Source organism: Paenibacillus sp. OK076 (assembly GCF_900110055.1).
Taxonomy (GTDB): Bacteria; Bacillota; Bacilli; order Paenibacillales; family Paenibacillaceae; genus Paenibacillus.
On sequence record NZ_FOCH01000001.1, the window covers coordinates 426,097 to 437,985 of the forward strand.

Consider the following 11,889-nt stretch of genomic DNA (forward strand, 5'->3'; position numbering starts at 1 on the left):
TGGTTGTTTCCAAAATTACATCATGCCGCCCATTCCACCCATACTGCCCATTAGACGCCGCGTTTGTTGCCCCATACCAACGTATGAAGCTGTGGAAGCACACGAACGTCGTTCAGATCATCGGATGCACTGACTTGATCAATCAGCCACTCATAACGGGCAAGCAGCGAAGACGCCAGATCTGGCGTATCGGCAGAAGTGACATCCGGGTTCCCGGTCTGCAAAAATAAATCCGTGCCCGGATACCGTGTATGCACACGGCGGGCATAGTCCAAGTCTGTTTCATCGAATATCACGATTTTCAGACTGTGGCTTCGTTCCACCGGACGAGCAACCAGTCGGTGGATCAGATCATCCAGCACAGCCCAGTCGGTGTTCATGCCTGAGCTGGGAGGCTTGGGCGAGACGGTGACTTCGTCAATGTCCGCCAGCCAAGACTGCCAACGGGAGCCCTGCGTTTCTACCGCGGTGCGGATGCCGTTCTCCCGAAGCAGTTTAACCAATCCGCCCAGCGAAGCGAGCAGGGCAGGGTTCCCGCCTGAGATGGTCACATGGGAGAAGCGTGAGCCGCCAACGCGTCGCAGCTCGTTCCACACGTCCTCCGGCGTAATCATCCGAATCAGATCCTTGCCGCTGCCGTCCCAGGTAAAGGCCGAGTCGCACCAGGAGCAGCGATAATCGCAGCCTGCGGTGCGAACGAACATCGTTTTCTGCCCAATGACCATGCCTTCACCTTGAACCGTCGGGCCAAAGATCTCCATCACAGGAATACGAGCCTCTTTGCTCTGTTCCACACTACTCATCGATCATCCACTCCCGTCTGGCCTCGGCATAACTGGTTGGCGTCTCGTATAAGCGGACAAACTCTGTTCGACCACCTTCGGTCATTGCAGCATACGGTTCGGTCTGCAAGGCATGCTCCATCTGCTCGAACAACCAGACGACCATATTTTCAGCTGTCGTGTTCATGAGGGGAAGGGTTTCGTTCAAATACTGATGATCCAGATACCCTTCAATTTGTGTTTTCCATATCTCCTTGATATGTCCAAAATCAACCGTCAGTCCGGTCTCACCCGGGTAACCGCTAATGCCAAAAACGACTTTATACGTATGCCCGTGCAAGTTCTTGCACTTGCCTTCATAACAATGCAGATGATGCGCAGCGTCAAACGTAAACTCCTTGCTGACAAGCACACGTTTGCGATGATAGCGAAGCTGTGCAGGCAGGATATCTTCTCCAATCCGCTGCAACCGCTCCACAATGCGAAATGTTCCCGGTTCTCTCATCGCACGTCCGCTCCCGCAGTTCCAACAGTAGCAGAATCAGTGCGCTGCTCCAGATAGCGATCCAGTCCGGCTTTGCGCAGTTTGCAGGCAGGACATTCTCCGCAGCCATCGCCGATGATCCCGTTATAACAGGTTAGTGTACGCTCACGTACATAATCAAAGGCACCAAGATCATCCGCCATTTTCCATGTCTGGGCTTTGTCCAGCCACATCAGTGGGGTGTGAATAACAAACGGGTAGTCCATGGACAGATTCAGCGTTACATTCATCGATTTCACAAACGAATCCCGACAATCCGGGTAACCGCTGAAATCCGTTTCGCATACACCTGTGACAAGGTGACGAGCCCCTTTTTGCTTCGCCATAATAGCTGCAAAACTGAGGAACAGCAAATTCCGTCCATCTACGAACGTACTCGGCAGTTCGCCTTCTTCATGCGTAATCTCCACATCCGTACGGGTGAGTGCATTGGGCGCGAGTTGGTTTAACAAACTCATGTCCAGTACCGTTTGCTGTACAGCCAGATCGCGAGCGATCTCTGCGGCGCATTCAATCTCCAGCTTGTGGCGCTGGCCGTAATCGAAGGTAACTACCTCAACTTCAGCAAATTGCTGTTTGGCCCAGAACAAACAAGTTGTACTGTCCTGACCGCCGCTGAATACAACGACTGCTTTTTCTTCGTTCAACATAAAAAAACCTCTCCATCTTCTTAAGATCAATCCATGCACATAGGCACAGAGTGTCGGAAGAACAGAGAAGTTCATGAACTGGCATCCATCAAAAAACACACCTTCTCGTAAGCTGCTTCAAAAATGCAGGCACGATCTAGTGTCCTTAGTTTTTTACGTACGTTGTTACCTAAAATGTACGCAAGACTACATTGACCTTAGTTAAGGTCGAGTCTTATAGAGGGAGTTCGCGAACCTCTCCCATGCCATTGGCATGGATTTTCTTCTTCAATTGTCCGGTACAGTATAACACATTTCCAATACGGTGAGCATGCTTTTCATGAGACCCCATATACAACCGAGCCTAACGTCATCTGGGCTCATTTGATTAATACATTTCCAAAAGGAATGACTTCCTTCAGAATGCGCTTAAATATGCCTTCATCATTCATATCCTGTTCCAGTCTATGATTTTCACGGCCAGCCTGAAAGAGTACAGAGCCATGTCCTGTCATCTTCCAATGATAGTTCATATGTTGGCTGGCAAGGTTGTTTCCATAAACTGTAAGTTCAAGCTGCGCATTCTCAGGATAGGCGATAATACTGCCTGCATCCACATACAGTGGTGCGGTAGGGTGCAGTTCCTGCTGGCAGACCTGACCTTGTGTCAGCAATCCAATTTTGCCTTTGCCCGAAAACTTCATTTTCACGGCATCGCGAGTGATCAGCATGTTTTTGATTTTCTGAATTTTGGTGTGCATCGTGACGCCGTCAGAGTAGAAGAAAAGGTGGCGGAAGTCGTACAGCAGATCACTGTTCTCGCTCAGTTCAACTTCCTTCATGGTGAATCCGGGAGGCAGGGCGGCCACAAATTGACAAGGACCGGTAATTTCAGATTTGATCAGCTTTTTTTTGCGATAGATACCTGAAATATTCATAAATTTATCATTGCGACTGCTGCTTGGGCCGCGAAAAGCGACAATTTGCTGGGGGTGGAGAATGTGCAGGCGGTCGTCCTGGATCAACGAGAACGTGACCACTTGTCCGGCTCCACCAGCTTCGGCATTATTCAGGTGTATGTGCATGCGGTTGCTCCTGTTCTTTTATACTCGGCCTGAACGGCGACGCATTCCCCAGCGCATCACACGAATCAGAACAAAGTAACCCAATATGAGTGAAACGGCAGTAATAATCATCGTTTGAATGCGTTTGGCAGTTGCCGTTTTGGCATCCTGATCATTTTGCAGCTTGCTCACCATGTCGGTCAGTTTTTCGTTTTGCGCCAGCAGCAGCTCGTTCTGGGCCTTGAATGCTTCGACATTTGCCTGGGCTTGTCCCAATTGGGCAGAGGTCTGATTCAATTGCTCCAGCGTCTGTTTATAGCTTTCCTGCAAGGCGTTTACTTCTCCAGGAAGCTCGGAGACTCGTTCCCATCCACTATAGATATCGGAGAATATATTGGCATTTGCTGCACTGACTGTAGAAGTCAAAGAAACAGTAAACAATACACATGTGGTGAATAACACCCGAATGAAATAACCCTGAATGGGTTTTGGCATAAATGGCACCTTCTTTCGGTTACATAATCGTTTGCCGATTCCGTCGTCATTTGTTGAAATACGGCTCTTACATTATACGTCAAAACCGGGACAATGGGTTCAAGATGATGTAGTTTTAATTACCCTATTTGAGAATAAATCAATACATGTGGACAGCTGTTTAATTTTAAGGGTGTCGGGGTAATAGAAGGACAGGGCAGCACTCTGGACGGTTTTGACCTCATTCTTTTACTTCAGCTCCGGGTGCCTGCTATTCATATTAACGAAATTTGTAATTTAATGAGAGAAAACAATATATCCGATTTTTATGAAGATCGTGAATACGAAGGGGTAGAGACGTATGTACACAACTAAACAAGCTGCAACAACCAAAACCATTATGATTACTGTAAATGGGGAGCCGATCGGGCGTGAATTGATTATCGACAGCATTACTTATGCGCCAATCACAGAACCTGATTCTATACAAAATTCACACAAAATGGGAATGAATACTTCTACGATTTAAGTTAGGACTTGTCATATAAAAGTGGTCTAAAAGCTTGGCATACTGCCAAGCTTTTTCGTCGTTTATTGTCGTAATTACACGGATTTAGGGACGAGAAACTAATATTATGGAAAAATTTCCTGCGAACATATGTTCCGTGACAATATAGTGTCCATTTACCCTGATAACTTAGAAGATAATACATATAAATCGGGGGAGAGACTACCAGTGAACTCAGTCTTTGAAGTATCTTATTCGTGGAATAGAGAGGCCATACCGACAGGGGGAGCCGACCCCGTATATATGATGGTAGAGTGGCGTAACGGTGCCCCTGCCAAAAGACTCAGGAAAATAGCACCCAAAATTGTGTCCCGAGACTTGGAACTTTTGCTCAAACCGGAATTTGGAATTCAGCTCAAGGGTATCTATGGCTGTCGTTCCAAAGAAACGGATATCGGTTGGGTTCTAAGACTTGGTGATGTATACAAGGGAGAGAGTAAACAAATTTTACTCGAATTCGCCATGGGACCTCGTGTATCGGGGAAAAGTGCCGTATGTTCAGCTTATTGGAGTACGCGAAAGTTGAAACAAAGCCAGAGAGTGCTGCTGCGCAGAGAACAGTTGTATATTCAGTACACCAGTCATCTGGGCATGCTGCGCCAGCCGGAAGATCCTAAGGTAGAGAAGACGATTAAATTAAACGAAACCGTTCCTCTGATTAAACAAGCTTTGCGCGCTTATGAAAGAGGTCGTACACAAGAGGGCAGTGATATGCTGCGTCGTCACGCAGATGCTTTGTTAATTGAAGCGGCTCGCAAACAGGATCTGGATTATTATGCGGAAGCCGAAATTGTGGAGAAACTTCGGTACCATTACGGGATTACTTTTAATTCTATGGTTCATAATCGCGGAAAAACGATGTTAGGTGAATAGGGATAAAGAACTAGGGATGTTGAGGCGGAAAGGAATGTTTCTACATAATTTTTTGAAGGTGAAGTCAAGGAATAAGTCGAATGTACTAAACAACATACTAATAAAAAAATGGATGGAGTTGTATCGAATTTATTGAAACAACATCGTGGAGGGTCCGGCAAAATGACAGACCGACTGATCCGATTAATGCGCATTATAACTCTTGTGCAGGCCAAGCCGGGTATTCTGGCCCGTGAGCTTGCCGAGCGGTGCGAGACAACGGAAAGGACGATATACCGCGACATGGAGGCCCTCAGTGCAATGCATATCCCCATCGCCAATATGGGACACGGGAGAGGATACATGTTTATCAGCCATTTTGCCATGTATCCGCTGAATTGGTCTGATGAAGAAGCTCAAGCCTTTATGCACCTGGCAGAAGTCATGGAGAATATTCGTCCGTTGCTGAAGCCTGCTTTTGAGAGCGCGTATGAGAAAGTGGTTGCTTCGAGTCAGAAAAACAAAACAGAGCGAGTGGAATGGTCTGAGCAAATTGGCGGGTTGTTCAAGGTGGGTACTTCTGCTTGGCAAAATGAAAGTACCGAACTTCTGAATCATTCACTGGTGACCTTGCTTCAGGCCGGAATTTCCCAGAACACTATTGAAGGAGAATATCTGTTTCAAGGTAAAAAGGGGATTGCACGAATGGACCCCTACTGTCTTATTCCTCGTGAATACCGATTTGATCTGTTGGCGTATTGTCACCTGTCAGAGAAACTGAGAATATTTCAAGTGAACCGTTTGTACAGGGTTCGGATTTTGCCACGCACGTTCCGCAAAGATGATTACCTTTTACAATCTCACTTCCGTACGCCACAGGAACTTAGCGGCAGTACGGAGTGGACTGCATTCAAAATCAGATTCTCACTGCACGCTGTGGAGCGTGTCATGCAGGAGCAGTTTTTTGCACGCCCCATCTTGACGATTGAACCGGAAGGCACGTTGTTGTTTGAAGCCATATTGAGTGATGAAGAAGGGTTTCTAACCTGGTTGTCTCAATATGGACCCGATGCCGAAATTCTGGAGCCTGAGAAATATCGCCTCATGATGAAAGAACGTCTGGAACGTTGGCGGGAGATCTACAACTGAACTTTAGTATAGATCATGGCTGCTGTACCTTAGTTCAAACATGTGTTGTACGCAATTACTCTTTGGTCTTAAACAGGTGTGCAAGGTTTCCGAAAGGGGAATCTTTGTCGTCATCTTCTGTATTGCTGGAATAGACCACTTTGGATGTGATACCCTCATCATCTGCGGCGCAATTGGTTTCCAGTTTGAATTGATCAAATTGATGCATGAATACTTTGGCTGTATTAATCGCATCATCCAAAGCGCGGTGCTGGGTGCCATCGAATTCAATACCGCACAGTTCAAGAGCCTGAGCGAGTCCAAACTGACGGAATTTTCCTTCTTTGCGCACGGTGCGCGACCATTGCTGCTGAAGATCATTGTGGTTGGTGATCCAGGCTACATCAAGTTGATGAGTACGACAATGAGAGATCAGTTTGGTGCGGTCATCCGGTCCCCAGGAGCACATATAATAGGATTCACTTCCCATCCAGGCGATAAATTGATTCAGCGCTTCCGGAAAAAGAGGGGCTGCGTCGATGTCTTTCTGCGTAATACCCGTAAACTGAATCGTATCGGCAGACAGCACCGATTTATTGGATGGACGAACATAAGTGTGGAAAGAGTCCGATACGAACAGGCCGTGCTCACCTTCCGTTACTTTGACGGCACCGATATCTATAATTTCAGAAGAGTAACGTGTATTGCGACTTACTGTGAATTCAAGATCGTAAATAATATATGGCATAGGACAAGCTCCTTTATCAATTAATACATGGTTTCTATTTCTCTATATTACAGGGAACGCACGGCCATGTCAGCCATCGCCCATCAATTCATGGAGAGTGAGTAATAACAGTTGGGGAGTGTTGAAGTTCCTTTTTATATGAAGTGTATAGATTTGATATGCCTTTACATTGCAAAAAGGGGTCTTTATAATGGATGAAGTTAGGATACAGTCCAAGTTTTTGTTGTGATTGTTATGCAAAATCGTAGGATCTTAATCATGACATGTTGCCGATATAATCAACATTTCCTGACATGGTGCAAACCGTTGGGGAGTGTTTTTTTTTTTTTGGACATTTTATGGTTAGAGAGGAGGGCGTACAAGTATTTTGTTGGAAGAATATCGGAGCTAGTGATACATTAATAGTTTTTATGAATTTACATTACATAGTGGAGGATTAATTATTTTGGTTAGCAAAAAAAAGAAAGCAACAGCAATTACGGTCGCTGTATTTATTATTTTATTTAGTGTAACTTATGCTGCCTTTTATATCTGGAACAAGAACTATAAATTCAATAATAATTATGTGTGGCAGCCATTGGAGACTGTACAATCGAGCACAACGCTGTCCGATTCTTATAACGTTATTGTTGCTGGAACTGATCCGGAGGGAATTACGGCTGCGTTATCTGCTGCCCGCAATGGGATGCGTGTATTGTTGGTTGAAGCACGAGATCGCAATATGCTGGGAGGGTTGATGACCGAAGGGGGACTTAATACGTTAGATTTGAATTACTCCCCTGATCAGCCAGAGTGGTTAAGCAGCCTGCGACAGCCTGATTTTCTAAATAAAGGGATTTTTCAGGAGTGGTTTGACCAAATAGAGGGCAGTTCATTTGATACTCATACAGCGGCTAACGTTTTCTATCGAATGATTCATTCCGAACCTAATATTGACCTTCTGATGAATGTTAAACATGTGGAGCCCATTACTGAGTCTGCCTCGGAAGGGCGAACTACAATTATGGGGATGAACATAACCAAAGAGGACGGGACAGTTATAAAAATTGCAACACGTTCAATCATTGACGCTACTCAGGATGCAGATATTGCAGCAGCTGCTGGGGTTCCATATTCCATAGGCAGACAGGACATTGGTGATGGCAAGTCCAAGATGGTCTCTACGCTCGTATTTAAGCTAAGTGGTGTTACAGATGAAGTCTGGCAGAAGTTCAGGGAAAGAGAAGGTACGGGTGTTGATAAAATGAGTGCCTGGGGATACGGTGATGCGCGAAAATATGAATCGACCGATCCGCAACGCATCAAGATTCGCAGTCTGAACATTGGGAGACAAAACGATGATACGATCTTGATCAATACGATGCAGATCTTTGGAGTGGATCCGCTGGATCCGGCATCTGTGAAAGAGGGACTGGAAATAGGGCGGAAGGAAGCACCTTTGATCGTTGATTTTTTGAAGAAAAATTACGAGGAATTTGCAGGGCTTGAATATGCCGGAACGGCGGATGAGCTCTACGTGAGAGAATCACGTCACATCTATGGTGAATATCGTCTGACACTTGCTGATGTTATGGAGAATCGAGATCATTGGGATGCAATTGGTTATGGTTCATACGATATCGATATTCAAAGTACGAGTGTGGGCAATCCTGGCACAATTATGCTGAGTCCAATTCAATATGGCGTACCTTTCCGTTCGCTTGTTCCGTTGAACGTTGATGGTCTGTTAGTAGTGGGACGAGCAGCAAGTTATGACACGATTCCACATGGGAGCGCAAGGGTCGTTCCTCTGGGGATGGCTACTGGAGAAGCTGCTGGAGCAGCGGTCAAACTGGCATATGTGCACAAGGAGTCCTTCCGGGAAATCTCAGCTTCCGAGGAGCGTGCAGCCGAATTGCGTAAGATGCTGGAGAAACAAGGCATGGATCTATCGATGCATAATTTTGAGAAGCCTGAGTACATGGAGCATAAGGATTATAGGGGGTTACTTGCTGCTGCGAGTATGTATATGACCTCAGGTAATTATAATAATGATGGTTGGGATCTGGATACGACTATGAATCCGGAACGCTACTTAAGTAAATTGAAAAGATTGCAAGCTATGTTTCCAACCTTTTATACAGGCAGTGCAGATAAAGTTGTTATGAGCATGAAGAATGCTTCCGCTTCACCTTTAACCTTGAATCAGGCTGCATATATGCTATGTTTGGCAATGGGAGCTACTGAAGCTGAAACTACACCTGAAATGGCACTTACTCAATTGCAAATGCAGAACTTCTTAAGCGAGGACACGCTTGCTGGTATAGCAAACAAAAACGAGCTTACGAATGGAGACGCGTACATGCTCATCCGTGATGTGGTGGAATATTATTCGGGGGTAGTATTTGAGTGAATGGTTGACAATTTCTTGTAAATACACTATGGTGATCAAAAATGATAACAGCGATCAACGAGGACACAATTACGTTAGCCAGCTTCTTCAGGGAGGAAACCATTTAGTGCAAGGTTTCTGTTGCTGTTTCGTTATTCCTACCTCGCGAGCTGCGGAGGAGAAGGCCCGAACGGCCTGTAACCTTCGCCGGATGGGCCCGTTATGCCCTGAAGGACTGCGCGTTCACGTTTTGCATAGGTTGCAGACGGGAGAACCGGTTTATAGCGAATGCCTTGATAGTTTGATGGCAGGGTCAACCGGCAATGTGCAGTTAAATAAGGGTGGTACCACGACACATTCGTCCCTTGACGGATGTGTTTTTTTGCTGTTTATAACCTGATTTACAATAATGAATAGAAGAATAAGGGGTGTGACAAGATGCGTCAAAGTGAAATGCTTGTTCCAACATTACGTGAAGCACCAGCAGAGGCAGATGCAGCAGGGCATCGCTGGTTATTGCGCTCAGGTATGATTCGCCAACTCGCAGCAGGGATATACAGTTATCTGCCCTTGGGACGTCGTATTTTGCTGAATGTCGAACGTATTGTTCGGGAAGAAATGGACCGTGCAGGATGTCAGGAGGTATTGCTGCCAATCATGCAGCCTGCTGAGTTATGGGAAGAATCCGGAAGATATACACAGTATGGCCCTGAGCTGATGCGTCTGAAGGATCGCCATGCACGGGAATTCGCCCTGGGTCCAACCCATGAAGAGGTTGTGACTGCACTGGCTCGTGACGAGGTTAATTCCTATCGGAAGCTGCCGTTTACACTTTATCAGATTGGCACCAAATTCAGAGATGAACGTCGTCCAAGATTTGGATTGCTGCGGGGACGGGAGTTCATCATGAAGGATGCGTACTCTTTTGCTTCCGATTGGGAAGAGCTGGATCGCACCTATCAGGCCATGAATACGGCGTATTCGCGCATTTTGGAGCGTTGTGGACTGGAATATATTCGAGTGGAAGCTGATGCGGGCACCATTGGTGGTCAGGGGGAGACCCACGAATTCATGGCACTTGCTGATGTGGGAGAAGATACGATCGTAACCTGCAAACACTGTGGATATGCCGCAAATCTGGAGAAGGCAGGATATCAGACTTCTAAATCTTCTGCTAAGAATCCAGGACTAGTGGAAGCTTCTGCTGACCTAAAAGCGGTTGATCAAGCTGATGGTAAAGCCGAAGGGGATACCTTGGTTAGTATCCAAACGCCAGGAGTACGTACGATCAATGAGTTAAGCGCCTTTGTAGGCGAGGATGCTCAGCATATGATCAAAACATTGCTATATCAGGCCGATGGTCAACTGGTCGCTGCACTTGTTCGTGGGGATCATGAAGTGAATGATATCGCGCTGAAGCAGGTATTGGGTGCAGAGGAGCTGATTCTGGCTGATGAAACTGCCTTAGCGGGTCATCCGAAATTAACTGTAGGTTTCCTGGGTCCCATTGGACTAGATCTGCCGATTGTAATTGATGCGGATGTAGCTGCAATGGAACATGCCATTACAGGAGCGAATGAAGTTGATGTACACTATTCGAATGTAGTTCCAGGTAAACATTTTGCATTGGACAAAGTAGACCGAATCCGTTTTGCGGCTGAAGGTGACGGCTGCCCAACCTGTGGAGAATCGCTTGTATTCACAAAAGGAATAGAAGTCGGGCATATCTTCAAACTGGGAACCAAGTACAGTGACGCTATGGGAGCATCCTTCCTGGATCGCAATGGACGGCAGTGCGCACCTGTAATGGGTTGTTACGGTATCGGTGTGTCTCGTCTGATGGCGGCTATTGCTGAACAATATGCCGGAGAAGATGGTATCCGTTGGCCATCAGCCATTGCACCTTATCATGTACATCTGATCCCAATGAGCTGGAAGGATGAACAGCAACGCGAACTCACTCTGGAACTGGAACAACAACTATTAGATGCCGGATACAGCGTACTGGTTGATGATCGGGATGAACGGCCAGGGGTGAAGTTTAAGGATTCGGAATTGATCGGTTTGCCTGTCCAGATTGTTATTGGCCGAGGTGCAGCAGAGGGACAGGTGGAATTTGGATCGCATGTTCTTGCAGCACGAGGTGAATCCAAACGAATCAGTCTGTCGGCACAAGAGGCTGTAAGTCAGGTGAAGGAACAGCTATAGTCCGGAATTAAAAACATATATCCTTATGAAACCGTGCTACGTGCCTCTATATAATAGAACGATGTATAATAGGTCCGGATATTATGCGGTAAGAGATGTTTGTGGTTATGTAACGGATTAAAGCATTAAAAAGAGGGCTATAGTCATGTAAGGATGCAACACTATTTGCGTATTGTCATACCAAATAACTAGAATTTGAAAAATTGTATTCTGTATACAGTCGGTTTGTCCATAAGAGCTTCAGACGTAACATGTCAGGAATCTATGCATGTGCAAATACGCAAATCATGGAACGAGAAATATAGCGTTTTGAATGTGAAATAACCGCATGAGAGTGGCAATTTTGGAGATATCTTCAATAGTCCATGGTAAAGGCATGAGATGAAGTGATCTCTTAAAGTGACTTTGGGGGATTTATTTTTGCAGCAAAGCTATATTCAAGTAAATAAACCATGGAGTGTACAACTCGGCAGGTTAACTACTGAGTGATGTATATGTAAAATAAAAAAGGGTGTCCATCA

General features: G+C 45.9%; 11 protein-coding genes. 5 read left to right on the top strand and 6 right to left on the bottom strand.

All coding sequences use genetic code 11. The annotated features are described in order from the left end of the window. Positions 1–50: 50 nt before the first annotated feature. From queE to BMY78_RS01820, 5 genes are all read right to left on the bottom strand, one after another. Complete coding sequence (queE, locus tag BMY78_RS01800; protein WP_090894115.1) at positions 51–803, bottom strand: 7-carboxy-7-deazaguanine synthase QueE; 753 nt, start codon at positions 801–803, stop codon at positions 51–53. Continuing rightward, on the bottom strand, positions 796–1,287 hold the full coding sequence (gene queD, locus BMY78_RS01805) for a 6-carboxytetrahydropterin synthase QueD (RefSeq protein WP_090894119.1): 492 nt from the start codon (positions 1,285–1,287) through the stop codon (positions 796–798). The genes queE and queD overlap by 8 nt, the downstream gene beginning before the upstream one ends. Then, positions 1,284–1,973 carry a 7-cyano-7-deazaguanine synthase QueC gene (gene queC / locus BMY78_RS01810; protein ID WP_090901892.1) on the bottom strand — a complete coding sequence of 230 codons (690 nt, stop codon included), beginning with the start codon at positions 1,971–1,973 and terminating at the stop codon, positions 1,284–1,286. The genes queD and queC overlap by 4 nt, the downstream gene beginning before the upstream one ends. A gap of 362 nt (positions 1,974–2,335) precedes the next feature. Then, positions 2,336–3,040: an AIM24 family protein gene (locus BMY78_RS01815; protein WP_090894121.1), complete on the bottom strand. Its 705-nt coding sequence runs from the start codon at positions 3,038–3,040 to the stop codon at positions 2,336–2,338. 18 nt (positions 3,041–3,058) lie between these two features. Then, a complete protein-coding gene (locus BMY78_RS01820; RefSeq protein WP_090894123.1) occupies positions 3,059–3,514 on the bottom strand; it encodes a hypothetical protein in 456 nt (151 codons plus the stop codon). 340 nt (positions 3,515–3,854) lie between these two features. Between BMY78_RS01820 and BMY78_RS32705 the strand changes: the two genes are divergently transcribed. The 3 genes from BMY78_RS32705 (at position 3,855) to BMY78_RS01830 (ending at position 6,062) form a co-directional block, all read left to right on the top strand. Continuing rightward, entirely contained in the window at positions 3,855–4,022 is a 168-nt protein-coding gene (locus BMY78_RS32705; RefSeq protein ID WP_167434599.1) for a hypothetical protein, read from the top strand. Positions 4,023–4,229: 207 nt separating this feature from the next. Beyond that, positions 4,230–4,934, top strand: coding sequence for a hypothetical protein (locus BMY78_RS01825; RefSeq protein ID WP_143066996.1), 705 nt, complete (start codon positions 4,230–4,232; stop codon positions 4,932–4,934). Positions 4,935–5,096: 162 nt separating this feature from the next. Beyond that, positions 5,097–6,062 (top strand): helix-turn-helix transcriptional regulator, encoded by a 966-nt coding sequence (locus tag BMY78_RS01830; RefSeq protein WP_090894129.1) that lies wholly within the window; start codon positions 5,097–5,099, stop codon positions 6,060–6,062. A 55-nt stretch (positions 6,063–6,117) separates the two neighbouring features. On the opposite strand, the gene BMY78_RS01835 is transcribed toward BMY78_RS01830, so the two are convergent. Further along, positions 6,118–6,789, bottom strand: coding sequence for a 3'-5' exonuclease (locus BMY78_RS01835; protein ID WP_090894131.1), 672 nt, complete (start codon positions 6,787–6,789; stop codon positions 6,118–6,120). 445 nt (positions 6,790–7,234) lie between these two features. On the opposite strand from BMY78_RS01835, the gene BMY78_RS01840 reads away from it, so the two are divergent. Together BMY78_RS01840 and BMY78_RS01845 are read left to right on the top strand one after the other, a co-directional pair. Further along, on the top strand, positions 7,235–9,181 hold the full coding sequence (locus BMY78_RS01840; RefSeq protein WP_256221916.1) for an FAD-dependent oxidoreductase: 1,947 nt from the start codon (positions 7,235–7,237) through the stop codon (positions 9,179–9,181). A 417-nt stretch (positions 9,182–9,598) separates the two neighbouring features. After that, complete coding sequence (locus BMY78_RS01845) at positions 9,599–11,368, top strand: proline--tRNA ligase (RefSeq protein WP_090894136.1); 1,770 nt, start codon at positions 9,599–9,601, stop codon at positions 11,366–11,368. The last annotated feature ends 521 nt before the right edge of the window (positions 11,369–11,889 follow it).